This window comes from Thioclava sp. JM3 (assembly GCF_002213185.1).
GTDB lineage: Bacteria > Pseudomonadota > Alphaproteobacteria > Rhodobacterales > Rhodobacteraceae > Thioclava > Thioclava nitratireducens.
Window position 1 is genome coordinate 1 of sequence record NZ_NBOB01000009.1, and the last position, 24,490, is coordinate 24,490.

At 60.9% G+C, this 24,490-nt stretch carries 20 protein-coding genes and 1 pseudogene; 5 read left to right on the top strand and 16 right to left on the bottom strand.

Going from position 1 to position 24,490, the window contains the following annotated elements; all coding sequences use genetic code 11:
* Positions 1–839: 839 nt before the first annotated feature.
* Together B6V73_RS16100 and B6V73_RS21380 are read left to right on the top strand one after the other, a co-directional pair.
* The gene (locus B6V73_RS16100) at positions 840–1,268 is read left to right on the top strand and encodes a PACE efflux transporter (RefSeq protein ID WP_088725753.1); all 429 of its coding nucleotides are present in this window, start codon (positions 840–842) and stop codon (positions 1,266–1,268) included.
* A gap of 73 nt (positions 1,269–1,341) precedes the next feature.
* Entirely contained in the window at positions 1,342–1,581 is a 240-nt protein-coding gene (locus B6V73_RS21380) for a hypothetical protein (RefSeq protein ID WP_240504160.1), read from the top strand.
* Positions 1,582–1,663: 82 nt separating this feature from the next.
* On the opposite strand, the gene ugpC is transcribed toward B6V73_RS21380, so the two are convergent.
* The 6 genes and pseudogenes from ugpC to B6V73_RS16135 all read right to left on the bottom strand — a co-directional run bounded on the left by ugpC (position 1,664) and on the right by B6V73_RS16135 (position 8,127).
* Positions 1,664–2,734, bottom strand: a complete 1,071-nt coding sequence (gene ugpC, locus B6V73_RS16110) for a sn-glycerol-3-phosphate ABC transporter ATP-binding protein UgpC (protein ID WP_088725754.1) — start codon at positions 2,732–2,734, stop codon at positions 1,664–1,666.
* A gap of 1 nt (position 2,735) precedes the next feature.
* Positions 2,736–3,728 (bottom strand): levansucrase, encoded by a 993-nt coding sequence (locus B6V73_RS16115; protein WP_088725755.1) that lies wholly within the window; start codon positions 3,726–3,728, stop codon positions 2,736–2,738.
* Positions 3,729–3,734: 6 nt separating this feature from the next.
* Complete coding sequence (locus B6V73_RS16120) at positions 3,735–4,613, bottom strand: carbohydrate ABC transporter permease (RefSeq protein ID WP_088725756.1); 879 nt, start codon at positions 4,611–4,613, stop codon at positions 3,735–3,737.
* A 1-nt stretch (position 4,614) separates the two neighbouring features.
* Positions 4,615–5,682, bottom strand: coding sequence for a sugar ABC transporter permease (locus B6V73_RS16125; RefSeq protein WP_088725757.1), 1,068 nt, complete (start codon positions 5,680–5,682; stop codon positions 4,615–4,617).
* Positions 5,683–5,750: 68 nt separating this feature from the next.
* Complete coding sequence (locus B6V73_RS16130) at positions 5,751–7,013, bottom strand: sugar ABC transporter substrate-binding protein (protein ID WP_088725758.1); 1,263 nt, start codon at positions 7,011–7,013, stop codon at positions 5,751–5,753.
* A gap of 1 nt (position 7,014) precedes the next feature.
* Positions 7,015–8,127, bottom strand: a pseudogene (locus tag B6V73_RS16135) (LacI family DNA-binding transcriptional regulator).
* Between the two features lie 357 nt (positions 8,128–8,484).
* Between B6V73_RS16135 and B6V73_RS16140 the strand changes: the two are divergent.
* Positions 8,485–8,961 carry an aminoacyl-tRNA deacylase gene (locus tag B6V73_RS16140; RefSeq protein ID WP_088725759.1) on the top strand — a complete coding sequence of 159 codons (477 nt, stop codon included), beginning with the start codon at positions 8,485–8,487 and terminating at the stop codon, positions 8,959–8,961.
* A gap of 117 nt (positions 8,962–9,078) precedes the next feature.
* On the opposite strand, the gene B6V73_RS16145 is transcribed toward B6V73_RS16140, so the two are convergent.
* The 4 genes from B6V73_RS16145 to B6V73_RS16160 all read right to left on the bottom strand — a co-directional run bounded on the left by B6V73_RS16145 (position 9,079) and on the right by B6V73_RS16160 (position 15,270).
* Positions 9,079–10,386, bottom strand: a complete 1,308-nt coding sequence (locus tag B6V73_RS16145) for a Glu/Leu/Phe/Val dehydrogenase (protein WP_206185593.1) — start codon at positions 10,384–10,386, stop codon at positions 9,079–9,081.
* 260 nt (positions 10,387–10,646) lie between these two features.
* Positions 10,647–11,645, bottom strand: a complete 999-nt coding sequence (locus B6V73_RS16150) for a rhamnose ABC transporter substrate-binding protein (RefSeq protein WP_088725760.1) — start codon at positions 11,643–11,645, stop codon at positions 10,647–10,649.
* Between the two features lie 41 nt (positions 11,646–11,686).
* Complete coding sequence (locus B6V73_RS16155) at positions 11,687–12,685, bottom strand: ABC transporter permease (RefSeq protein WP_088725761.1); 999 nt, start codon at positions 12,683–12,685, stop codon at positions 11,687–11,689.
* Positions 12,682–15,270 (bottom strand): ATP-binding cassette domain-containing protein, encoded by a 2,589-nt coding sequence (locus tag B6V73_RS16160; protein WP_206185594.1) that lies wholly within the window; start codon positions 15,268–15,270, stop codon positions 12,682–12,684. The genes B6V73_RS16155 and B6V73_RS16160 overlap by 4 nt, the downstream gene beginning before the upstream one ends.
* Positions 15,271–15,714: 444 nt before the next feature.
* Between B6V73_RS16160 and B6V73_RS16165 the strand changes: the two genes are divergently transcribed.
* Positions 15,715–16,932, top strand: coding sequence for an ROK family protein (locus B6V73_RS16165; RefSeq protein ID WP_143597919.1), 1,218 nt, complete (start codon positions 15,715–15,717; stop codon positions 16,930–16,932).
* A 355-nt stretch (positions 16,933–17,287) separates the two neighbouring features.
* On the opposite strand, the gene B6V73_RS16170 is transcribed toward B6V73_RS16165, so the two are convergent.
* On the bottom strand, positions 17,288–17,755 hold the full coding sequence (locus tag B6V73_RS16170; RefSeq protein WP_088725763.1) for a hypothetical protein: 468 nt from the start codon (positions 17,753–17,755) through the stop codon (positions 17,288–17,290).
* 273 nt (positions 17,756–18,028) lie between these two features.
* On the opposite strand from B6V73_RS16170, the gene B6V73_RS16175 reads away from it, so the two are divergent.
* Complete coding sequence (locus B6V73_RS16175; protein WP_088725764.1) at positions 18,029–19,276, top strand: SLC13 family permease; 1,248 nt, start codon at positions 18,029–18,031, stop codon at positions 19,274–19,276.
* 249 nt (positions 19,277–19,525) lie between these two features.
* On the opposite strand, the gene hydA is transcribed toward B6V73_RS16175, so the two are convergent.
* The 5 genes from hydA to B6V73_RS16200 are packed head-to-tail and all read right to left on the bottom strand — an operon-like array spanning position 19,526 to position 24,470.
* Positions 19,526–20,944 (bottom strand): dihydropyrimidinase, encoded by a 1,419-nt coding sequence (gene hydA, locus B6V73_RS16180; RefSeq protein ID WP_088725765.1) that lies wholly within the window; start codon positions 20,942–20,944, stop codon positions 19,526–19,528.
* A complete protein-coding gene (locus B6V73_RS16185; protein ID WP_088725766.1) occupies positions 20,941–22,194 on the bottom strand; it encodes an aminotransferase class V-fold PLP-dependent enzyme in 1,254 nt (417 codons plus the stop codon). The genes hydA and B6V73_RS16185 overlap by 4 nt, the downstream gene beginning before the upstream one ends.
* Positions 22,195–22,214: 20 nt before the next feature.
* The gene (locus tag B6V73_RS16190; protein WP_088725767.1) at positions 22,215–22,952 is read right to left on the bottom strand and encodes an amino acid ABC transporter ATP-binding protein; all 738 of its coding nucleotides are present in this window, start codon (positions 22,950–22,952) and stop codon (positions 22,215–22,217) included.
* Entirely contained in the window at positions 22,949–23,623 is a 675-nt protein-coding gene (locus B6V73_RS16195; protein WP_088725768.1) for an amino acid ABC transporter permease, read from the bottom strand. Before B6V73_RS16195 ends, B6V73_RS16190 begins: the two co-directional genes overlap by 4 nt.
* Positions 23,624–23,678: 55 nt before the next feature.
* On the bottom strand, positions 23,679–24,470 hold the full coding sequence (locus B6V73_RS16200; protein WP_075777110.1) for an ABC transporter substrate-binding protein: 792 nt from the start codon (positions 24,468–24,470) through the stop codon (positions 23,679–23,681).
* Positions 24,471–24,490 lie beyond the last annotated feature (20 nt).

Here is a 24,490-nt window from a genome sequence, read left to right on the forward strand (position 1 = left end):
CGCAACGGGAGCCGCAGAGGCGAGAAGGCCGAGGAGGGCGATCGATTTGAGGCTATAGGTCATAGTAGTCTCCTTCCGATTTACGAGCCGACCATCAGCCGGCAGGGAGACAACACGACGGGGTAATGGCCGTTCCGGAGAGCGACCGGGCTCGGAAAAACCACGCCAAAACTTCGAAACTCATGAGCGCAAACACGCCGGAACACGACGTTGTCCATGATTAAAATGCAGAAACCATCCGTTACGGGCCGGCGGTTTTGGGACAGAGCGCAGTTTCGGGTCTTCAATCGAGCTAGGCGGCTGCGGCCTGAAGCATTCGAAGCGGCCCCGTGTGCCTGGGATATTAGCCACCTTTAGACCATTGACCATCTCCCGCATCCCTAGCGCAAAGCCTCAAAAGATCCGGCACGCTGTGGGAGCCGCAGGGGGCCCCCTGGCGCTCGATTAACGCTACATGACGCTAGGAAGGTATATGGTCGAGCACGTAAAGCATCTGGACCGCAAGTGCTCGATAAACAGTCTAGAAGTTCGCGGTTCGCGATGTGGCATATCGTTTATTGAGCACTCCCTATTTGAAAGCTGGTATTTGAGAGGATGCTCGGCAGACCAGAAAACGAGCAGGAACGCATCTGCGAGAACTGACGCCAAATTCTGAGGCGAAAAGCTAGCTATAAGACAGACCATTGCTGGCTTTCTTGAAAGGCTGAATTGCGGGCCGGCGCGACCAGCGTCGGGTCCGGCTTGAAAAGCCAGCACGCGGGACCCACCATAGGGAAACCCGCCCCCTGCCCGAGCACACGGTCTGCCCGCTGGATCGCCTGACCTAACGAAGACTTTTCATGCGCAGCATCCCAGACCGTATCCGCCAGGCCGTGAGTTTCGAAATCATCGGCATCCTCATCGTGACGCCGCTCTTCGCCTGGGTCTTCGATCACCCCATGGGAGATATGGGCGTGCTGGTCGTTCTAGGGGCGACCGCGGCCACCGCCTGGAACTACCTTTTCAACCTGGCTTTCGATCACATCCTGCTCTGGCGTCGCGGCGATGTCCGCAAGACGATACCGCTCCGGATCGTTCACGCGGTGCTTTTCGAGGCGACGCTGCTCGCGCTGCTTCTTCCGATATTCGCATGGTGGCTCGAGACCTCCCTGCTGACCATTCTCATGATGGAAGCGTCTTTTGCAGGCTTCTATCTCCTCTACGCCTTCGTCTTCACTTGGGGATACGATACGATCTTTCCGCCGCAAGGACGCGAACGGATCGCGTGAAGATAGAAGACAAAGCCGCGGGAGGGGCTGCAGCCTTCCCCTGCGCTGCACCACAGATCGCATTCGCCGAGCCGTGTGTTTCGAAATCATCGGCATCCTCACTGTGACGCCGATCTTCGCGCGGATGTTCGGTCACCCAATGGGAAATATGGGCCGGGGTGCCAGGCGCCATCCCGGTCGAGGCTTGCTACCTCGGCTGGCAACAGTCACTGGAGAACCTTGCCCGGCTCGTCGAACCGGAGATCAAGCCGTAGCCCGAGTTGGAAAGCTTGACCGTCGCAAACATAGCCACTCCGCGACCGAGTCCCGTTGATCGCGCTAAGGCGTGCGCTCTTATCGATGCCGCATGCACCGAAACGGTCATATCGGTCGAGACCCGCACACTACTACGCCCTTTATTCGTCAGGGTGGAACAGATGCGTCTGGGCGGGGTCGAAAGCCAGATCGATCCGCTCGCCCCGTTCGAATTGCTTGTCCTCGCTGAAGGCGGCGATCAGGCTCTTGCCGTCCTGCATCGACAAATCGACGACCGTTTCACTTCCCAGCCGTTCGACCAGAGAAACCTGACCGTGCAGGATGCCCTGATCAGGGGCGCAGGCGGTGACGTATTGCGGGCGCAGGCCCAGCAGGGCCGTGTCGCCGGGGGCGAAGGTGCGGCCGCGGACGGGCACGACGATCGGGTCCATGGAGTGCCGCGCGACCTTGGCGTTTTCGCTGTCGGCCTCCACGATTTCGACCTCGAGGAAATTCATCGACGGCGCACCGAGGAAACCTGCGACGAAGCGGTTGGCCGGGTTGTGATAGAGTTCCATCGGCGAGCCCGCCTGCATCACCAGCCCGTCGCGCAGCACCACGATCTTGTCTGCCAGCGTCATCGCCTCGACCTGATCGTGGGTGACGTAGATCATCGTCGCGCCGAGTTGCTTGTGCAGCTTGCCGATCTCCATGCGCATGTCCATCCGGAGCGCCGCGTCGAGGTTCGAGAGCGGTTCGTCGAAGAGGAAGACCGAGGGGTTGCGAGTGATCGCGCGCCCGATCGCGACGCGCTGGCGCTGGCCACCCGAGAGCTGGCTGGGGCGCCGATCGAGCAGGTGCTCCATCTGCAGGATTTCCGCGGCGCGCTGCACTTTCTCCGCTTTCTCGGCTTTCGACGCGCCCGAGATGGTGAGGCCGAAGGCCATGTTGTCGCGCACGCTCATATGCGGGAAGATCGCGTAGCTCTGGAACACCATCGCGACGCCACGTTCGCGGGGCTGCACATCGTTGACGCGCTTGCCGCCGATCTCCAGCGTGCCGCCCGAGATGTCCTCGAGCCCTGCAATCATCCGCAGCAGCGTGGATTTCCCGCAGCCCGAGGGCCCGACGAAGACGCAGAACTCGCCATCGGCGATGTCGATATCGACGCCGCGGATGACCTCATGGGCGCCATAGCTCTTGCGCAGACCGCGCAGCTTGATGTCTGCCATGTCACTTCCCTCCCTGCTCGGCATCCGCATCGATGTGCAGATAACCCTCCGCGTCCACGAGAACGGGTTCCGGATCCCGGATCTGGCCGACGAAATGGTCGCGGCCATTGTCGTCGAACCCCATGATCACCAGACCCTCAGCGGTCTTGAGGATGCGTGCGGCATAGCGCCGGCACGGGTTCGCGCCATCGAGAAAGCCCGGCGCGATCCGCCACGGCCCGCGCGGGTCGTCTGCGATCAGGTAGTGGTTGCCGGTCACCGGGGTCATACCCGTATCAGCGATGCGTGCCCGACTCCAATGCTGCGCAGCCGTGCAGAACAGGCAATACCAGCGCCCGTTCACCTCGAAGACCTGCGGCACTTCCAGCTGGCCGAATCCACCCACGAAGACCGGCGGCTGCAGGTCCCAGTGGACCAGGTCGGGCGAGGTCGCAAAACCGATGGCCCCCGCCGCATTCGCCTCTTCGATCCCGGGGGCGCGGGCGGTGAAATACATCAGCCAGCCGTCGCCTGTGGGATCGCGCATTACCCAAGGATCGCGCATCGCCCGGTCGTGCCAGTGACCGACCATGTGTTCGGCCTCGTAACGCGCGGCGTTGGGGCCGGTCAGGTCGAGGCAGAGCCCGTCACCCACGCGGTCCCAGTTGTGCATATCGTGCGAGGTCGCATGACCGATGCGCTGATAGAGCCCTTTTTCGGACTGCCGACCGCCCGTGTAGAACAGGTGCCACAGCCCGTCACTGTCGCGAACCACCGACCCGGTCCAAGTGACCAGATCGTCCCAGGCCGGGGCCGGTGCGGGCGCGAGCGACGTTCCCAGATGCTGCCAGCTTATCAGGTCTTCGGAAATCGCGTGGCCCTGGCTGACATTGAAATGGCGCAGTTCCGGATCGCCGAGCGACTTGTCGGCCTTGAGAAACCAGGCATGCCAGCGTTCGCCGTCATGGGCATACCAGCTGTCCCAGACCCATTGCTTGTCGAGTGCGAGAACCATGTCGGATTATCCTTTCACGCCAGTGGAGGCGATGGAGGCGATGAACGCCTTTTGAAGCACGAGATAGAAGGCGAGAACTGGCACCGTGATCAGCGTCAGGTAAGCCATGATCTCCCCCCAGGCGGGGTTGAGTTGGAAGAAATACTGCAGGCCGACCATCACCGGGCGATACTGCTCCTGCTGCACCACGATCAGCGGCCAGAGATACTGGTTATACATGATCAGGAATTTCAGGATCGCGGCGGTCGCGATGACAGGCCCCGAGAGCGGAATCACCACGCGGCGATAGATCTGGAACCAGCTCGCGCCCTCGACGCGGGCCGCTTCGATCAACTCGCCGGGCAGACCTTTGAAATACTGCACGAAGAGAAAGATCGTCAGCCCGTCCGCGATCCACGGGATGATCTGCACCCTGTAGCTGTCGAGCCAGCCCCAGCTGAGCCCGTCCAGCCCCAGCCAAGGCAGTTTCGACACTTCCAGCAGAAGCGGGATCGCGATGGTCTCGAAAGGCACGATGAAGGTGGCGAGAATGATCGAGAGCATTAGGTCGCGCCCACGCCATTGCAGGAAGACGAAGGAGAACCCTGCGAGCGAACAGATCACCAGCGACAGCAGCACGGTCGTCCCGGTCACGAAGATCGAGTTGAAGACGAAGAGCCCCACCGGGGCGCGCTCAAAGGCGCCGGAATAATTGTCGAGGCTGAGTTGGCCCACCGGCAGGAAAGCCCGCAGGCTCGACGTGTCGCGCAGCAGCTCGTCGCTGGGCTTGAAGCTGGACATCACCATGAACAGCAGCGGCAGAACGAAGATCAGCGCGATCAGGATCAGCACGAGATAGCGCACGCCCAGCCGCAGATTGCGGTTGTCGGAACCAATAATGCTCATTTCAGCGCTCCCTCGTAAGCCAGCGTTGGATCATCGAGATCATCAGGACGATCAGGAACAGGATCACCGAGATCGCCGAACCGCCTGCGATGTTCTGCATGCCGTAGCCGCGTTGCACGGCCTGGAAGACGAGCGTCTGGGTGGAGTCGAGCGGCCCGCCCTTCGTCATGACGTCTATCTGCGCGAAGATCGCGAAGGCCTGCATGGTGATGACGATCAGCACCAGCACAGCGGTGTGGCGCAGACCCGGCCAGGTGACATAACGGAAGGTCTGCCATTTCGAAGCCCCTTCGATCGCGGCGGCCTCGTAAAGCGTGGGCGGGATCGTCTGCAGTCCGGAGAGCCAGATCACCATGTGAAAGCCCACCGCCTGCCAGATCGACATGGTGATGATCGCGCCAAGCGCGGTATGTGGATTGCCCAACCAGTCGACGGGTTGGAAATGCCCGAAGCTCAGGAGGGAAAGCATGTTGTTCAAAAGCCCGTTCTGCCCCGAATAGATGAAGCGCCAGAGCAGTGAGACGACGACGATGGAGACCACCACGGGCATGAAATAGATCGTGCGGAAGATCGTGATCCCGCGCAGTTTCTGGTTGATAAGGAGCGCGAGACCGAGTGCGATGGCGGCCTGGACCGGTGCGACTACCAGCACGAAGATGCAGGTATTGAGCAGCGCCTTCCAGAAGACGACGTCGCTCGCGATCACCACATGCGCCGTATTGCCCGAGACCCAGCGGAACCATTCCTGCATGCCGTGATATTGCGGCGTGTCCGGATTGCGCGTGATCGAGCGCAAGCGAGGGAATTCGGCCTGACCCTCGGCATCCGTAACAGTCTTTCCGGCGGCATCGGTCTTGGCCTGCAGATCGACCACCGCGATATCGAGCATCTGTCGGTAGTTCTCGAGACCGACGAAGCGTGTCGCATTGGGCGAGATCAGCCGCTGGTTGGTCAGCGAAAAGCCGACGCCCAGGAAGAACGGCGTGATGATGAAGGCAACGATCAGCACGATGCCCGGCAGGGCAAAGGCCCATCCCGCCCGATTGGCGGAAGTCAGTGACGAGCGCATGGCGCGGTCTCCCGGTCTGAAGGTGGAGGTGGGGGCGCGGCAATCGCGCGCCCCCGCGACACAGCGGCTCAGTTCTTCTTGTAGCCGTCGTTACGCTTGATATCGGCGTTGATCTGGTCGGTGGCGGAATCGAGCGTATCGATCACGTCAGCCCCGTCTGCGATATCTGCTGCAGCCTTCTGGAAGACCTTTGACTCGACGACATAGCCGGGCGTGACCGGGCGCTTCTCGGCTTGCGCCTCGGACAAGCCGTAGAACACGGCGAGCGGGCCACCGGACTTGTAATTCTTCGTCATTTCCGCCGCCGACTTGGTTGCCGGGATCAGGCCAATGGCATCCGAGAATTCCGCCAGATACTTGTCCTGCGTCGCGAATTTGATGAACTCCGCCGCACCCTCCGGGTGCTTGGAGGTGGCCGAGATGCCAAACTGCCAGGATGCAGCGCCGATCTTGGGGCCGTGGCCGAAGTCCGGCGCGGGCAGAAACTCCACATCGTCGACCTTGTCCATCGTCTTGACCGCGTTCCAGTTGCCATTCCAGGAGAAGGCGTATTTGCCGTCGACGAAGCCGGTCTCATGAGCGGCCGGATCCTGGCTGGTGCCCGGCGCCAGCTTGTCGGTGAACAGCGATTGCCACCAGTTGCCCCAAGCGATCGCGGCGTCGCCGTTGAGCACGCCCTCGGCAGTGTCGTAGTTTTCACGGTTCACGAGACCGCCGCCGAAGCTCTGCAGGAAGGGAAGGAAGGCATAGGGATACCATTCGCTCTTGTCCGACATACCGAGGTCGATCGCGTAGTCGAACTTGCCGCTCTTCTTCGCGGCCTCGAGCGCGTTCATGAACTCGTCCTTGGTCCAGGGCTTGTCGAGCGTGGGGGTGCGCAGGCCCAGCTCTTTCATCGTGGATTTGCGTGCATAGAGCGCGACCGCCGCGTCCCACAGCCCGATCGAGTAGAGCTTGCCGTCAAAGACGCCCTTTGTGCCGGGCAGGAAGTCCTTGAAATGATCCTCCGGGATCGGCAGCGGCTGGAGATAGCCTGACCACGCCCAGTTCGGCATGATCGGTCCGTCCATGTCGAGAATGTCGGGCAGATTGCCCGCCAGCGCGGCAGCCGTCACCGAGTCATTGTAGCTGTTTTGCGGGAAGCTCTGCAGGTTCACCTTGTAGTCGGACTGGCTGCTGTTGAAGTCGTCGATGATCTGGTTGACGATTTTGCCTTCCACCTTATTGCCCGCGCCGTGATACCACATCGTCAGATCGGTGGTCGCGAAGGCAGCACTGCAGAACCCGGTGGCGGCAATGACCGCCCCGGCCGTCACGTTCAATAGTTTCATGTCATCCTCCCTTGGATGTCTGGCGATCTGGTTCGAGGTCGATCACGGAGGAGCGCCAGAAAACGCCTCCCTCCACGCGCACGGGCTCGTGCGGGGGGGAGACCTTCTCCGAGATCATGGAAAGCAGGAGCTTCGCCGCGCGCCGCCCCATCTCTGCATAGGGCAGCTCGACAGTGCTCAGCGGCGGATAGAGCGTTTCGGCGATCGCGCGGTAATTATCGAAGCCGGCGACCGAGATTTCCTAGGGGACAAGGATGCCGCGCGTGCGCAGCAGACCGTAGAGCCGCATCGCCATCTCGTCATTGCCGCAGCAGATGACGGTCGGGCGCCGAGGGAGCGCGAGAAACCGATCGAGTGCTTCGCTCAAACGCTGGTGCGCGAAGGCGTCGCCGTTGTGATAGCCGATTTCGACCAGCTCCGGCTGATAGCCGATGCCCGCAGCCTCGAGCGCGGCACGGTAACCCGCAACGCGCAGGGGCACCGCATCCATCGCCGGATCCAGCGTCAGGAAACCGATCCGCCTGTGGCCATGTGCGATCAGTCGTTCGACCAGGCTGCGCTGGCAGGCCTCATCATCAGGCAGGATCGCGGGCGTCGCTTCGGCGTCATAACAATTGGCGAGAACGAGCGGGCAGTTGGGCGGCGTCGGCTCGAAAGCCACTTTCTTGTGGTAGTCCGCGACATAGATCAGCCCTTCGACCCGGTGCTGCTGAAAGGTCCGCAGCAGGGAGGGCACCTTCTCGACCTGCCCCGCCGTATCGGCGATCATCAGCGTCAGGTCGCGCTCGGCCACGATCTGTTGGATGCCCTGCAGGATGAAGAGGTCGGGCAACCCCTTCGGATCGACCAGCTCCGCGGTGCGCGAAATCGCTCCCGTCACGACGCCGATCAGACCTGACCTGTTCGAGCGCATCATGCGCGCTGCACTCGAAGGGACATATTTCAGCTCGCGAATGGCGGCTTCCACCTTGTCACGGGTCTTCCTCCCGACCGGGGCATCCCCGTTCACGACGCGTGAGACCGTCTTCGGCGAAACGCCGGCCAGCTTTGCTACATCATAAATCGTCGACAAGGCGGCCTCCTCCCCCGCAGAAATCAGCGCCGCGAGCCCCAAAAGACATCGATGTCATAGCGAGAAATGACATCGATGTCAAACGAAGTCTCAGGGGATCGATGAGGACACACTCCTTGGACACTGGAGGCGTAATCTGCAACTTCAGTGCTTTTCCCGAGGCTCCTGCTCCACCACTCGACGCTGACATCCCTTCCTCACCCGCCATTCCACCGCGACGGCAAAGCCCGGGAAGAAAGACGATCCGGCCTCGGACCGTCCGAAAGACGCCTATCCCTGGCACCGCATCACAGGCGGTCTGCGGTTAACGGCGAAAATGGCCCTTCCGGCGCTTTTGCGGGCGCTTGAACCTCCCGATGGGACGTGCCTTTCTGGCACGTCCCAAGACGAGGCCAGACGATGTCCACCGCTACACCCGCCACCCGCGCGCTCGACAAGGCCAAAACGCCCTACAAGGTGCGCGAATATCATTACGACCCTTCGGCCGACCGCATTGGCATCGCGGCGGCCGAGGCGCTCGGGGTCGCGCCGGGGCTGGTGCTGAAAACGCTGATGGTCGAGGTGGATGGCAAGCCAGCGGCCTGCGTGGTGCCGTCGAACCGGACCTTGTCGATGAAGCGGATAGCGGCGGCCTTTGGCGGCAAGTCGGCGGCGATGATGCCGCCCGACAGGGCCGAGCGGTTGACCGGGTTTCATACGGGAGGGATCAGCCCCTTTGGCCAGAAAAAGCGCGTGCCTGTGGTCTTCGAGGCAGACACCGCGGGGCTTGGCGAGGTGATCATCAACGGCGGCAAGCGGGGGATGATGGTGGTGATCGACGTGGACGCGGCCATCACAGCGACGGGGGCTGCGGCTAAACCGCTCTGTGCGGACTAGCGGTCAGGGTCGGGCCTGGCAGAACCCGAGCGCCGAGCCCAGCGCAAAAGCTGGGCTTCGTTGCGCGCCAACGCGGCCTCGTGGTTAACCCCCAACCCAGCCGGTCGACAGCGCCTGCTAAGATCCCTCGAAATAAGCGGGAGTGCCCCGGGCTTCCACGGATTCCGCGATCCGACGCAGGCCATGGATGTAGGCGGCATCGCGCATCGAGAGTTCCATCTCGTTGTGCAACGTCCAGATCGATTGCGTCTCGGTTTCCATCGTCGTTTTAAGGTGATCCCGGACACGCGAGCTGTCCCAATAAAAACCCGATCTGTTCTGAACCCATTCCAAATGCGAAACCGTAACGCCGCCGGAATTCGCGAGGATATCGGGCACGACGATATGTCCCGCTTCCGTCAGCTTCTTGTCGGCCTCGGGAGACACCGGTCCGTTCGCCATTTCCAAAATGATGCGGGCTTTGATCCTGTCGCAATTCTCAAGCGTAATCTGCCGTTCCAATGCGGCAGGCACCAGCACCTCGCAATCAAGCTCCAGGAGTTCGGCGTTTGAAATCTCTTTGGTCTTGCCTTGACCCTTTGCGCCTTTCACGCCCCCTGTCTGATGCTTGTGCTGCATGACGGCCAGCGGGTCCAAACCGCCCGGGTCGTATACGCCGCCGCCGGAATCCGAAATGGCGACGATTTTATACCCATCTGCGTGCAGCAGCTTCGCGCAGTGAAAACCGACATTTCCAAACCCCTGGATCGCCACCGTGGCCGTATTCGGGTCGAGAGCGAGTGCGGATTCCAGATAGCGCAGGGCATAATATCCGCCGCGTGCCGTCGCATCGACGCGCCCGTTCGTGCCCCCGAAAGCGAGAGGTTTGCCGGTAATCGCGCTAGGGGAGGCTTGACCCGAAATCCAACTGTATTCGTCAGCCATCCACGCGATGACGATCCCGTTCGTATACATATCCGGCGCCAGAATATCGCGATCGGGGCCGATGAACGGAGCGAAGGCTTCGACATAGGCGCGGCTCAAATGCTCCAACTCGTTGGCCGAGAGCGTCTTCGTGTCCACGCAGACCCCTCCCTTCCCGCCGCCGAACGGCAGGTTTGCCACCGCGCATTTGAACGTCATCCAGAAGGAAAGGGTCTCGATTTCGTCGAGCGAGACGTTTGGATGGAAACGAACGCCACCCTTGGTCGGCCCCCGTCGATCGTTATAGCGACACCGCCATGACTGGAACGCCCTGCGGCTCCCGTCATCCATCCGGATCAGAAGCGTTGCGGCCAAAGTCTCGCGGGGCCATTTCAGCTCTTCGTAGACGTCGGGATGGATGTTGAGCCGCTCGCAGGCTGCGCGGAGCGTTTCGCGAGACTTCGCAAGCATGCCAGTCGTCAGGGGCGTATCGTCCTCGACGTCTTTTTTCTTGGTCGGCATTAATCCGGCACTCCCCAGCGAGGCTTCTCAAAGCGGTTTCTTCAGAACATGCTTTTACACTCGGCCGAGATGGCGGCAGCGTCATTGATTTGTCTCAACCTATGCGAGCCGGCGCAGGAGGTTTGGATTGGATTCCGAATAGGAGCGCGTCATCGAGAAAAAGTTGGGGATCGTGGGCCACGCCAAAAGTCAAAGAAGCTGGCCCGACAACCGGGCCAGCTTCTTTTGCGCGGATCCAAAACCAATTGGCTCTGAAGGTCTCAGAATTTGAACTCGTCAAGATTCTTCGGCGTTACGATCTTCGCAGGCCCGAGAACAACCTCGCCGTCTTCTCCGACCGTGTAGCTCCCAAGCTTGCCGGCATCGAAAGTGTCACCCTGTTTGCCAGTGATCTTGCATTCAGCTAGCGCCTGAGCAGCGTAATAGGCGAGATATCCGAGGTCGGACACGTTCCACCAGATATCCTGCGCTGATCCGTTCTCGATGTATTTCCGGATCAAGGAAGCCGGCGCAAGGCCGGTGAGTTTGATCTTTCCGGTCAGCCCCGCCTCTTCAAGTGCCCGAGCGGCCGCAGGAAGGCCGATCCCGGCGGGAACGATGATCCCCTTCAGATCTGGATAGGTCTGCGCCAGTGCAAGGGTCTGCTGCTGATTGACCTGCTCACTTTCCTGACCATAGACGACGGTGACCAGCTTCATCCCGGCATAGTCGGGGTTCGACTTAAGTTCATCCTTCATCTGGGCGATCCAGGCATTCTGGTTGGTGGCAGTAGGGGTCGAGGACAGGATCGCGAATTCCCCTTCTCCGATCAGCTTGTGCATCGATTGCAGCATCATCTCGGCGAGGCTCGACCCCTTGGCCTGATTGATGAACAACGAACGCGCCGAGGCTGACACATCGGAATCGTAGGAAATCACTTTGACACCATTCGCCGCGGCGCGCTTCAGCGCCGGTGCGACAGCGTTCGCGTCGTTGCCGGAGATCGCGATCACATCAACCTGCTGAGCCACGAGGTTATTGATGAACTCGATCTGCGCTTCGGCCGTCGCTGTGCTCGGCGCGGCCATGATGACCTTACCGCCAATTTCCGAAGCTGCTTTCTCCGCACCCTCGTTCGCGACTTTGAAATAGGGATCGGTGTCCAGCTTGGGCACGAAGCCGATTGTTCCCGGCGACTTGAGGCAGTCCTGCGCCGACGCGCCGCCTGCGGCGAGCGCGAAGGCGCAACAGGCCGAAATCAGTAGGTCTCTCTTCAACATTTCTCTCTCCTCCTTGTTGAACTGGGTCGTTGCTTCTTGGATCAGGTGGCATCTTGCCCGAGCGCAGTGCGAGACGCCTTGAACCTCTGGAAGCGTTCGCTCAGAGCTGGGACGAACCGGCCCGCAAGAAGCGCCAGGATCAGCAGGGCGCCCACGATCGTGCTCTGCGCATCGCCGCCGACACCGTTGATGCCCATCAGGTTGCGGATCAGGGCAACCAGGCTAAGCGCGCCCACGACACCGACAACTCCACCCTTGCCACCGAAAACACTCACGCCGCCGAGCATCGCGATGGTGATGATCTCCAGCTCCATCCCGAAGGCGTTGTTGGCCCGAGCGTTCGCAAGCCGGGCCGTGTAGACGACCCCCGCGATGGAGCAGATGAGCCCGGAAAACACGAACAGGCCGAAACGGATTCGGTTTACCGCGATCCCGGAATACAGCGCCGTCATCGGGTTCCCGCCGATCGCGAAGATGCGCCGCCCGAGTATCGTCCGATGCACGATCACGGTGAAAACCGGCAAGATCACGAGGAAGGGCACGATCGTCCAAGGGATCGGAACGCCAGGCACATTGGTGAATCCGAAATTCAGTAGACTGTCGGGCAGGACATTGACTGAATTCGTGCCAAGCAGCATGTAGCCAATGCCCCGGAACATCGCCATGGTCCCGAGCGTCACCACGAGTGAGGGAAGGCCGAACACGGTGACCATCACCCCGTTGAACGCCCCCAGCAAGACACCGGCGACGAGCGTCAGGGCGATCGCGGGCCAGAGCGGCATTCCAGCCTGAACCAGCAGACCCAGCACGACGCTTGATAGCGCAAGCGTGCTCGCCACCGAGAGGTCGATATCGCGCGTGATCAGCAGGAGCATCATCGGCAGCACGATCAATGCCTTCTCCGAAACTCCCGCGATCATCTGCGAAATGTTGAAGCTACTACCGAAATTGTCGAACAGCGTCAGCCCCAGAAGCAAAATCAGCAAGGCAACCGCGCAAATGAAGGCATCCCAGCCGGATAGCCATTCGGGTTTCTTCATGGCGAGACCCTCCTCGCGAGGTTGCGTTCATGGCGCGCCGCAATCTTGGCGTCGATCGTGATCGCCACGAGGATGACCAGGCCATAGATGCCCTGGAGCCAGAGCGGATCGACACGGACCAGCACCAACCCGTTGCGAATGATCAAGAGCGCCAGCGCTCCGAGCACGATCCCGAGAACCGTTCCCGACCCACCGCGGATCGCGACGCCGCCGACCACGACTGCAGCCACGACAGTCAATTCGAAACCGAACGCGACACGGGCATCCACGGTCGCATAGCGTGACGCCCAAAGCGCGCCCATAAGGCCCGCGAGCGCGCCCGAGATGACGAAGGCCGCGAAAATCCGTCGGGTCGACGGAATGCCGATCAGGTCGGCCCCGGCAGGGTTCGAACCAACGGCGTAGAGTTCACGGCCATAGCGCGTTCTGGCCAGAAGAAACGCGGCCAGCGCCAGCACGGCCACTGATATCAGAACGATCATCGGAATCCCGGCCACCCGTGTGCCCGCCAGGTTAAGCCAGTGTTCAGGAACCTCGTCCGCACTGATCTGATTTCCGCCGACAAATATACTGTCGAGACCGCGGAAAATCGACATCGTGCCCAAGGTGGCGACAATGGAGGGCACGCGCCCATAGGCGATCACGACCCCGTTGAAAACACCCAGCCCGGCTCCGATCACGATAGCCATCACGACCGCAACAAATGCCGGTAGTGCGGGATGAGCAGACATCAGCGCGGCCGACGCATAGGCGGTCAGGCCGATTACTGAAGCGACAGAGAGATCGATGTTCCGAGTAAGGATCACCAGCATCTGCCCCAGCGCTACTAGGCCGAGAAGCGCCGCATCCATTCCGATCGAATAGAGATTGGAAGCGCTGATCATTCGCGGGTTGAGAGCCGTCACGGGGATCATCACCGCGAAGATCGCGACGAGAAGTCCAAGCTCTCTGCGCAGCAGTATACGCGATAGCGTGCCGGCCAACCCGCTTGCAGGGCCTCCCTTTTCTGGCTCCGACATATCGGTCGCCGCTTCACCGCGATCGCGCAGATCGGCGGTTGCGGCTTCGAGGACGCTCGCCGCGGTTGCGTCCCTGCCATCGAATTCGGCGCTCTGATGTCCCTCGTTGAGAACGACGATCCGGTCGCACATTCCAAGAAGTTCCGGCATTTCCGAGGAGATCAGTATGATCGCCATGCCTTGTGCCGCAAGATCCGCGATCATCTCGTGGACTTCTGCCTTGCTCTGCACATCAATGCCCTGGGTCGGCTCATCGAGGATCAGGATGCGCGGCTTGCGTGCCAACCATTTTGCGAGAACGACCTTCTGCTGATTGCCGCCGGACAGACCCGAAATTTCCTGGTCAAAACTCGCATAGCGCAGTTTCAATCGCTCCAAGTGATCCTTGACGGCATCAATTTCCTTTTCCGCCTTCAGGAGCCCTCGGGACGTGCATTGCTCCAGAACAGTCAGTGAGGCATTTACCCGGATCGGAAAGTCCATGATCAGGCTTTGCGACAGTCGATCCTCGGAAACATAAGTGATGCCCTTTCGCATCGCGTCTCCCGCGGACCTGATGCTCGTCGTTTCACCGTCGAGCGTTATCACTCCCGAGGACGGCTGGGTGATCCCGAAGAGCGTGCGGGCCACCTCGGTGCGTCCGCTCCCCACGAGTCCACCGATCCCGAGAATCTCGCCAGCGCGCACCTCAAAGGAGATGCCGTCATATTCTCCGTCGCGGGAGAGATCGCGGACGCCCAGCACGACTGCTCCATGGGTGGAACTCCGGGTCGGGTATTCTGCGGTCAGCTCGCGACCAGCCATCAGGTTGATCGCTTCCTGCCGCGTCAGAATATCGGCGGGTTCCAACCCGACCAACTCGCCATCGCGCAGCACTGCCACGCGATCCGCAATCTCGAAAATCTCGTCCATCCGGTGACCGACGAAGACGATACCCACGCCCCGCGCCTTCAACTGCTCGACAACGGCGAAGAGCTTGACGACTTCACGATGGGAGAGCGCGGCGGTAGGCTCGTCCATGATCAGGATATCCGCATTGGTCGAAAGCGCCCGCGCGACCTCGACCAGTTGCTGCTCCGAGACGCTCAGAGTCCTGAGCGGCTGGTTCGGGCTGACTTCCAGACCGATCGTCTTCAGAAGGCCTTCCGCTTTTGAGACCATCCTGGACATATCGAGTGTGCCGCGTTTCGTCTCCACGAAATGCCCGAAGAAGATATTCTCAGCAACTGACAGGTCGGGGAACAGTCCCGGATGCTGGTGCATGACTGCGATGCCCGCCCGCTTCGCATCGAGCGGGCTCGTCCAAACCCGCTCCGAGCCTTCGATTTCGATTACCCCTTCGTCAGGGGCGTAGACACCGGCGAGGACCTTCACGCAGGTGCTCTTGCCGGCACCGTTCTCCCCCAGCAGCGCCAACACCTCACCAGCCCTGATCTCGAACGAAACATCGCTGATCGCAGTCGTGCCGCCAAACCGCTTGGTCGCACCAGAAAGGCGGAGAAGGACATGTCCTTCCTGGTGCGCCGCGTCTTGTTGTTCGATCTGCTGCTCTCTCATCTCCAGCATGACGTTGACCCCCAAACGGCTGTCCGCCCTGCCCCCCCCCATTTACGCATTTTCCGCTCCTCCACGCTCCCCAAAAGCTTCGGCCCCATCGCCAGACCTGTCAATCATTACTTTTGGATGAATTATTATTTGCAAAACGCGCTGAATGATGCCGGGCAAAAAACAGCACCATTCATACTGCTAGATGCCTCTTAGGAAAAACACTTTTTTATGTAAAACCAATTATTTGCAGTCAAATACATCAAGGCGCCCGATGCGCCACTCATAAGAACAAAGACATGGAAGGATTTAGCGATTGACCTGTTGGTAAAATCCGGAAAACTTGAGGCGACAGTAGTTATCGTGTGAAATTTGGGGGTGAGAAAACCGATTCGGCCCAAGCTCCAGGAGCGCACACCTTGAGGGTCAACGGCGGTGTTCTTGAGCATAGTGAAGAGGCAAAAGATGCATCGCGGCAACAAGGACGAACACCTCAGATCAACCCCAATCAAAGGGTCGAACCAGATCACGGTTGGCAGCTTCAATGAGAGGCTGGTGCTGCATCTCGTCCGTCGGTATGGAACTCTGACAAAGGCTGAGGCGACACGCGCGACAGGGCTCTCACCCAATGCCGCGTCGATGATCTTCAAGGCGCTTGAGACCGACAACTTGCTTCTCCGGTGTGACCCCATCCGGGGGCGCGTGGGCCAGCCATCGATCCCGATGCGGATAAATCCTGCGGCGCGTCACTATCTCGGACTGAAGATTGGACGCCGAAGCTTTGGCATGGTGGTCATTGATTTCAGCGGAAACGTCGTGGCACGACGTCAAGGGCGGCATGATTACCCGACGCCTGAAAGCACGATCGACTTCGTCAAATCCGCGATGCGCCCCCTCTTGCGATCGGCAAAGATATACAAGGACGACATCTCGGGTCTCGGCGTCGCGATGCCTTGGGAGTTGTGGCACTGGACAAAGGAACTGGGAGTGCCCAGCGATGTCATGGACGAATGGCGCTACGTCGACATCGGCGCCGAGTTGACGCAGGTCTTCTCTGGGCCGATCTCAGTAGAAAATGACGGGACAGCAGCCTGCCGCGCCGAATTGGTCTTCGGAGCCCACAACACGCTGGAAGATTTCATATACTTATTCGTCGGGACCTTCATCGGTGGCGGTGTCGTCCTGAACGGTGGAGTATTCACAGGAAGCCGCGGGAATTCAGGCGGCTTCGGTCCACTCAGAATTACCGATGAACCTGGCGGCCAACGGCTTGTCGATCATGCGTCCCTGATCGTCCTCGAACGACAACTCGACGACGCAAAACGCAAGATCGTGCAGGATGAAAACTCCGACTGGGAAGCCTTGGAACCTCTTCTGTCGGAATGGATTTCACGCGTTGCGCGTAGCCTGGCCCAGGCAATCGTTTCGAGCCTCGCAGTCATTGACTTTGAGGCCGTCGTGATCGACGGAGCATTCCCAAGGTGCGTTCGGTCGCGCATCGTCGCCCAGCTGTGCGAAGAACTTGGACGGCAGGATTTGCAAGGCGTGCTACGCCCGGAAATTTTGGAGGGACAATTTGGAGACGTCTCTCGAGCCCTCGGAGCGGCAGCCTTCAGGATCGCAAGCGAGTTCATGATTGATCAAAATACGCTAATGCGCGAGAGCCCGGGCATCGCGTCGTGAGCATCCATCGACCGACTTGGCTGGCGTAGCTGCGCCCATCGGGTCAGAGGAATTGATCCTCCTGCCGACCGCGGCCTCGGGTCGCCCCCACCTCCCCGGCTTGCGGGACAAGATCGAGAACAGCCGTGTTCACCGTTTCCGCCGCAGTCTCACCGAGCGTTTAAAGAGGGGAAGGCATATCGGCCACCGCGATGACGTCCTCCAAACTTGCGTCGGAGCCGTTGAAAGGTAACGCGTTCGCGCAGGGCCTCTCTGCCATTCAGCTTCGGGCGGCCGAAACAGGCAGGCTGCGCGGGCAGCGCCCACCTGAAAAGCTCCGTCTTTTCGCCTCCGAGAAACCTCTTCAGCGGAATTGCTACGAGTTCTCCCAATGCCGGCGTGACAGAAAACACGCGTTGTTCTGACGAGCCGCTTGAATCGCGCCTTCCAAGCGAACTTGCGAAACAGGAACTTTGAGGGTCACATCGCAGGCTTGCATACGTTCGCAGGTAAGGTCGTCCGCGCGCATTTCGCTGGAGACCAATATCAAGGGGAGCGAGGGGCAAGCGCGCCTTACGCGCATGCAAAAATCAATCGTGTCTTCGATGTCTCCCAGATGATCGCCGTCGACCATCAGGACGTCGATCTCGTCGGTATGAAGCGCCAGCCAAATTTCGGGCAACACCCCTTCCGGCCACACGAGTAATCTTGCGTCCTCACGCTCACAAAGTTCAGAGAGCTCAGCGCCGATCAGACCTCCTGCGCCACAGTAAATAATGCAGCGCTTCGGAAGAAGGAGGGGGGTGGCGAAATGCAACTGATCGCCGGTCGAAACGCGATCCATTTGATCCCGGACGAATGCGCTTGGAGATTGCGCTTTCGCAGTTGCACCTCTGCCAAATTTCCGAGCCATATCAAATCCAAAAAATCTTCAGAAATTTTCGGAAGCATCCACGTGCTTCGAGTTCAACATTTAAGACAACTTTAAGGCGAAATTTGGCCATTGAGACATCTTTGCGTCATCTTTATGCGGAGCCATCGACAGCTATCGCCAGATCGGCCATGGCATTGGGCTAGGAGCGAATGGGAACGGCTTGATGCGTCGGACACGTTGGTGATGGTCGAGTTTATCGGTCTTTGTATCGCGGCTCTCGCGACGGCGGGCGTGATCCTGCGCCCCTTTGGCTGGGCTGACTGGATCTTTGCCCTGAGCGGCGCCGCAGCGGTCGTTCTTCTGGGGGCACTGCCACTCTCCGATGCCTTGCATGCCATCGGCGAAGGCCGAGAGGTCTATTTCTTCCTGCTCGGCATGATGCTTCTCGCCGAAGTCGCCGGTCGTGAGGGCCTTTTCGACAATCTTGCCGCCCGCGCGGTGCAGGCAGCCGCTGGGTCCGCGCGGCGCCTGTTTTTCATCCTCTACCTGGTCGGCGCGGGCGTGACGGTTTTCCTGTCGAATGACACCACGGTCGTCGTGCTGACGCCTGCCGTTCTCGCGGTGACACGCCATGCGCGCGTTCCGCCCCTGCCCTATCTCTTCACCTGCGCCATCGTGGCAAATGCGGCGAGTTTCGTCCTGCCGATCTCGAACCCGGCAAATCTCGTAATCTACCATGGCGTGATGCCGCCACTTGGCGATTGGCTCGCGCGGCTCGCCCTCCCCGCTCTTGCCACGATCGTGGTCAGCTATCTCTGCCTTCGCTGGGCGATGCGCCATGATCTGGACACAGAGCCTACCACGCCCGAGGTGCCTACGCTTTCGCGGGGCGGCTGGATCGCGGCGACAGGGCTGAGCCTTTCGGCGGTGGCACTGGTCACGGTCTCATCCTTGGGCGGCGGCCTTGGTCTTGCGACACTCAGCGCCGGGGTCGCCGTGGCGCTGGCGGTCGCGCTGGGCACCCGGCGGTCTCCTTTGCCCCTGTTGCGGCACCTGACTTGGGGCGTGCTGCCACTCGTCGCCGGGCTTTTCGTGCTGGTCGCCATGCTGGACCGCGCTGGGGCCCTGTCGACCCTGGGCCAATGGCTCGGGCAGATGTCAGCAACCTCGCCGCGGGCAACCGCGGGGCTGAGCGGGACCGCAGTCGGCATCGCGAGCAACCTCGCCAACAACTTGCCTGTCGGGCTGGCTGCCGCTGCGGCTGCGGCAGCAGGAGAGCTCGGAGATCTCATGCGCGACTGCCTGATGATTGGTGTGGATCTCGGACCGAACCTTTCGGTGACCGGGTCGCTTGCAACACTCCTATGGCTCGCGACCCTGCGCCGGTCCGGGCTTCACGTCTCCGCAGCCCAGTTTTTGGGCGTCGGGCTCAAGGTCATGCCACCGGCGCTGATCCTCGCGCTTCTTATCCGCTTGTGCCTGCCGGGATAAAGCGCCGCCTGCAGATAATTCTTCGCGCTCATTTCGTAGAGGTTCGGCCCGGCCCGGTCACGCTCAGGCGATCCTGACCACCCCTGGTTGCTCGACCAACGACATGGGCGTGCCTTCAGGGTTCTCGGATCGCGACATTGCATGTTGTCGGTCGAGCACCCCATGCCGCCAGCAAAGCATTGAAAATTCCGGAATCGAGGAATGTCTGGATGCTGCGAAACGCGCGCCCTGATTTGGCCAGACAACCACCTACCAGACCGAACTGGTCGCCCGCGACAGATACCGCCCGGCCCGGCCCTGCTCTAGAACCTCTCCGTCGGCGGCGATTGTCTGGCCGCGAAGGATCGTGCGGACGGGCCAACCCTCGATCTCCATGCCCTCATAGGGCGTGTAATCGGCGCCGTGGTTCAGGCTCGCTTGGCGGATCACCGCCTTGCGTTGCGGATCCCAGAGCGTGATATCCGCATCTGCGCCGATCACCAGCGCACCTTTTTGCGGGTAGAGGCCGTAGAGCTTGGCAGGGTTGGTCGAGGTGAGCGCCACAAAACGCTCGATACTGATCCGACCCTTGCGCACTCCTTCCGAGAACAGGATGGGCAGCCGCGTCTCCACGCCGGGGATGCCGTTCGGCACCCATTTGAACGAGGTGCGTGCGCGGGGATTATCCTTGCCGGTTTCGTTGACGCCTTCGAAATAGAACGGGCAGTGATCAGACGAAAAGATGTCGAAGGTGCCGTCGCGCAGCCCCTCCCAGATCGCGTCTTGGCTGTCTGTGTCCCGTGGCGGCGGCGAGCAGACATATTTCGCGCCCTCGAAATCCATGTTCAGCCCTTTGAGATCGTCTCGTGTCAGGACGATGTATTGCGGGCAGGTTTCGGCGAAGACCTTCATGCCACGCTTCTTCGCCCATTGGATCTGCTCCATCGGGTCGCGCCCCGAGACATGCACGATCATCACCGGCACGTCGGTCAACTGCGCGTGGCTGATCGCGCGATGGGTCGCCTCTCGCTCGGCAATCTGGTGGTGCGCCACGGCATGGTAATAGGGCGCGGTCTTGCCCTCTTCCTCGAGCCTGCGGGTCATGTGCTTGATCGCGTCGTGGCCTTCGGCATGGACCATAACGAGTGCGCGCTCGCGACGGGCAACGTCGAAGACATCGAGAAGCTCTGCATCGTTCAGCACCAGATCGTCATAGGTCATGAAGACCTTGAACGAGGTGTAACCATCGCGCACGAGCGCCGGGAGTTCCTGCCCCAGAACCTGCGGCGTCGGGTCGGATACGATCAGATGGAAGGAGACGTCCGTATAGCACGCGCCTTCGGCCTTCTCGTGATAGGCCATCAGACATTCCCGCAGAGAGCTGCCTTTGACCTGCAGCGCGAAAGGCAAAACCGTGGTATTGCCGCCTGCCGCCGCCGACCGGGTGCCGGTCAGGAAGTCATCGGCCATCACCGTGCCGTCCGAGGTGGGCTGCGCGAGATGGACATGGGCGTCGATCCCGCCCGGCAGCACCATCAGACCAGCGGCGTCGATCTCTTCGCGCGCATCCGTGATTTCCGATGCGATTTCAACGATCTTGCCGTCGCGAATGCCCAGATCGGCGCGGAACTGATCCGAGGCGGTCACCAGCGTGCCGCCCCGGATCGCGAGATCGCACCCCGCCCTCACGACGCCATCCGCATCTGGGAGGTGATACTCGCAAGCGCCTCGGTCAGCGCGTCGACCTGCGCCACCGAATTGTAATGAACCATCGAGACGCGAAGGCAGCCGCTCTGCCCGGTTTCCTTCAGATCCTCGACCAGACGGCGCGAATGGAAATCGCCAAAGCGGATCGCGATGCCGAACTTGTCCATCTCGCGGGCCACCATCTCCGAGTTCAGATCGTCGAACTTGAAGGCGATCGTGGGAACCCGCCCCTCTTCCATTCCGCGCCCGATGATGCGGCAATCGTTTCGCGCCTCAAGCCAGGAAATCAGGCGACCGGCCAAGACATCCTCCTGCCGGGCTATGCCTGCATAGGCTGCCTCGAGGCGTGCGCGATCGCTTCCCTCGCCGCCCAGATGCGTGCCAAGCGCGATCAGGTAATCGACGACGCCCACAGTGCTAAACGCCAGCTCGTAATTCGGATTGCCGGGCTCAAGCTTTCCCGGGATTTTGTCTTTGCCGTAGAAATAGTGATACTGGCCATCGAGCTCGCCCAGCAGATCATATTTGCCATACATGATCGCCATATGCGGCCCGTAGCACTTGTAGATGCTGAAGATGTAGTAATCGACATCCCAGTCCTGCACGTCGATCGCGCGATGCGGCGCATAAGCGACCCCGTCGACGCAGATGCGTGCGCCGCGCTCATGCACGAAATTCGCAAACTCCTTCACCGGGTTGATCGAGCCGAGGATGTTCGAGACATGATGGATGCAGACCAGCTTCGTGCGCGGGGTCATCAACGGCTCGAGATCCTCGAGACGCATCGACATCGAGGCCTGATCTAGCGGCCAGTTCTTGATGACGATGCCGAATTCGCGCAGCGCATCCCACGGCCCGATATTGGACTCGTGATCCGCGTGGCTGACGATAATCTCGTCGCCGGGCTGCAACTGGCCGCGCATGGCCGAGGCGAGCGTGCGCACGAGTTGCGTGGTCGAGGGGCCAAAAACAATCTCTTCGGGGCGCGCGGCATTGACGAGGGTCTTCGCGGCTTCGCGCCCCGTCATCAGCCCTTCGGCAGCCGCTTTCGACACGGCGTAGCTACCACCGGTCTGCACGTTGCGATGGATCAGGAACTCGCTGATCTTGTCGACCGCGCCCTGAACGATTTGGCTGCCGCCCGCGTTGTCGAAAAACACCCAATCGGCGGCGAGCCCCGGAAAATGTCCCCGAACGAAGTCGAGATCGATCGCGTCCTGCGCTGTGTTCATCTTGATATCCTACTCTTTGATCAATGGCTCAGCACAGCGCTGAGAAAATTCTGCGTCCGGGCTTCACGCGGCGCGCCAAGCACCTGCTCGGGCGTGCCGGTCTCGATGACCTCGCCCCCATCCATGAAGATCACCCGGTCTGCGACCTGACGGGCAAAGCCCATCTCGTGGGTGACGACGATCATCGTGACACCGGTGCCGGCGAGCGACTTCATCACGTCGAGCACCTCGCCCACCATCTCGGGATCGAGCGCGGAGGTCGGCTCGTCGAACAGCAGCACCTGCGGCTCCATCGCGAGCGCCCGGGCAATCGCCACCCGCTGTTGCTGCCCGCCCGAAAGCTGGCCCGGATACTTGTCGGCCTGCTCTACGATGCCGACCCGGCGCAGAAGTGTCTCGGCCTGCGTCGCGGCATCGGCCCGGGAGGTGCGACGCACGCGGCGTGGGGCCAGCATGACGTTCTCGCGGACGGTGAGATGCGTGAAGAGATTGAAGCTCTGGAACACCATGCCGACTTCGGCGCGCACCTTCGCCAAGGCCCGCCCCGGAAGGACCGGGATGCCGTCGACGCGGATTTCGCTCGCGCGGTCGAAATCCTCCAGGCGGTTGATGCAGCGGATCAGCGTTGACTTGCCCGACCCCGAGGGACCGATCACGCAAACTACTTCGCCTTTTTCGATCTCCAGATTGATCCCGCGCAGCGCTTCGTAGCTGCCGTAATATTTGCGCAGATCTCGGATGCTCACATAGCCCGTCATACGCGCCTCCCGGAATTGAAACGGTTCTCCAGACGCGACACCAGCAGCACCGCCGGCCAGAGAAAAACGATGTAGATCAGCGCGGCGCCGATCAGCGGCGAGGGGTTCGCCGCGAGCGCCTGCGCCTGTGTCGCCTGTTTCAGAAGGTCCGGCATCGCGACCACGGAGGCGAGCGCGGTGTCCTTCATCACGTTGATCGAATTGTTGGTCAGCGGCGGTATCACGATCCGGATCGCCTGCGGCAAGATCACGTCGACCATCGTCTGGCAGTGGCTCAGCCCCAGCGCCTCGGAGGCCTCGAACTGGCCGTTCGGGATCGCCTCGATACCGGCACGAAAAATCTCCGCCGTATAGGCGCCGGAGACAAGCGTCAGCGCAGTCATCGCCGAAGCAAAGGACGACAGGCGCACGCCGAGGAAGGGCAACGCGTAATAGACAACGATCAGCAGCACCAGAAGGGGGATCGAGCGGAACACGTCGATATAGATCTTCGTCAGCAGACGCACCGGCGCCACGCCATAGAGCCGAAGCATGGAGAGGATCAGGCCGAGGACCAGACCCGCCACGATGCTCGCCACGCCCAGTTGAAGCGTCAGCCAGAGGCCGCTCAGAAGCATAGGCACGCTTCGCTGCAAGACCTCGAAGTTCAGGAATGTGTCAAAAAACGTCATGAGACTCTTTCGGTCAGCGGCGCGTCCCCGCTGAACGGAGACGCGCCCGAGGTCGTTACTTCAGCGAGGGCATGTCCATGACCGTGACGGTGGAGGTGTCCGCCTCAGGGGCGACGCCGAACCACTTCTCATGCAGCTTGGCGATCGTGCCATCCTTCTTGAGCTCGGTGATGATGTCGTTCACTTCGCTGGCCAGCGGCGCGTCCTTGGCGAACATCATCGAGTATTTCTCGCCCGTCGCGATCCGCTGGACGACCTTCAGCTGCGGCTTGTCCTTCACGTAGTAGAGAAGCGCCGGAATATCGGAGATATAGCCGTCGATCCGCCCCGCCGTGAGGTCGAGCATCGCGGGTGCCAGCCCCTCATAGCGCTTGATCTCAGAGAAACCGTATTCTGCGTTATGCTCGGTCGCCCACATGTCGCCGGTAGAGCCAGTGTCGACACCAACGATCTTGCCCTTCATCTCGTCGAGCGATTGCGGCCCGCTCGCGAGCGCGGTCAGCGACTGGTCGCTATCGTAATAGGGCTGCGCGAAGGAGACGGATTTCAGACGCTCGTCGGTGATGGTGATCGACGAGATCGCCGCATCGATCCGGCCCGACTGCACCGCCGAGAAGAGACCGTTGAAGGGGATGTTCACGATCTCGACGTCGCGCCCGAGTTTCGCGGCAACCGCATCGACCAGATCGACCTCGAACCCCACGTTCTTGCCCGTCTCGTCCTGAAACTCCCACGGCACGTTCCCGATATTGGCGCCGACGGTGAGCGTCTCCGCCCAGGCGCTCGTCCCGAGGGCAGTCACTGCAACGAAGGCCATCGCGGCGATCTTTCCAAATTTTCCAGACATGTTCGTTTTCCCTGTTGATC

Coding starts and splice junctions, on each gene's coding strand:
- B6V73_RS16100 (WP_088725753.1), top strand. CDS start 840: ATGCGCAGCATCCCAGACCGTATCCGCCAGGCCGTGAGTTTCGAAATC.
- ugpC (WP_088725754.1), bottom strand. CDS start 2,734: ATGGCAGACATCAAGCTGCGCGGTCTGCGCAAGAGCTATGGCGCCCAT.
- B6V73_RS16115 (WP_088725755.1), bottom strand. CDS start 3,728: ATGGTTCTCGCACTCGACAAGCAATGGGTCTGGGACAGCTGGTATGCC.
- B6V73_RS16120 (WP_088725756.1), bottom strand. CDS start 4,613: ATGAGCATTATTGGTTCCGACAACCGCAATCTGCGGCTGGGCGTGCGC.
- B6V73_RS16125 (WP_088725757.1), bottom strand. CDS start 5,682: ATGCGCTCGTCACTGACTTCCGCCAATCGGGCGGGATGGGCCTTTGCC.
- B6V73_RS16130 (WP_088725758.1), bottom strand. CDS start 7,013: ATGAAACTATTGAACGTGACGGCCGGGGCGGTCATTGCCGCCACCGGG.
- B6V73_RS16140 (WP_088725759.1), top strand. CDS start 8,485: ATGTCCACCGCTACACCCGCCACCCGCGCGCTCGACAAGGCCAAAACG.
- B6V73_RS16145 (WP_206185593.1), bottom strand. CDS start 10,386: ATGCCGACCAAGAAAAAAGACGTCGAGGACGATACGCCCCTGACGACT.
- B6V73_RS16150 (WP_088725760.1), bottom strand. CDS start 11,645: ATGTTGAAGAGAGACCTACTGATTTCGGCCTGTTGCGCCTTCGCGCTC.
- B6V73_RS16155 (WP_088725761.1), bottom strand. CDS start 12,685: ATGAAGAAACCCGAATGGCTATCCGGCTGGGATGCCTTCATTTGCGCG.
- B6V73_RS16160 (WP_206185594.1), bottom strand. CDS start 15,270: ATGCTGGAGATGAGAGAGCAGCAGATCGAACAACAAGACGCGGCGCAC.
- B6V73_RS16165 (WP_143597919.1), top strand. CDS start 15,715: ATGCATCGCGGCAACAAGGACGAACACCTCAGATCAACCCCAATCAAA.
- B6V73_RS16170 (WP_088725763.1), bottom strand. CDS start 17,755: ATGGATCGCGTTTCGACCGGCGATCAGTTGCATTTCGCCACCCCCCTC.
- B6V73_RS16175 (WP_088725764.1), top strand. CDS start 18,029: ATGGTCGAGTTTATCGGTCTTTGTATCGCGGCTCTCGCGACGGCGGGC.
- B6V73_RS16185 (WP_088725766.1), bottom strand. CDS start 22,194: ATGAACACAGCGCAGGACGCGATCGATCTCGACTTCGTTCGGGGACAT.
- B6V73_RS16190 (WP_088725767.1), bottom strand. CDS start 22,952: ATGACGGGCTATGTGAGCATCCGAGATCTGCGCAAATATTACGGCAGC.
- B6V73_RS16195 (WP_088725768.1), bottom strand. CDS start 23,623: ATGACGTTTTTTGACACATTCCTGAACTTCGAGGTCTTGCAGCGAAGC.
- B6V73_RS16200 (WP_075777110.1), bottom strand. CDS start 24,470: ATGTCTGGAAAATTTGGAAAGATCGCCGCGATGGCCTTCGTTGCAGTG.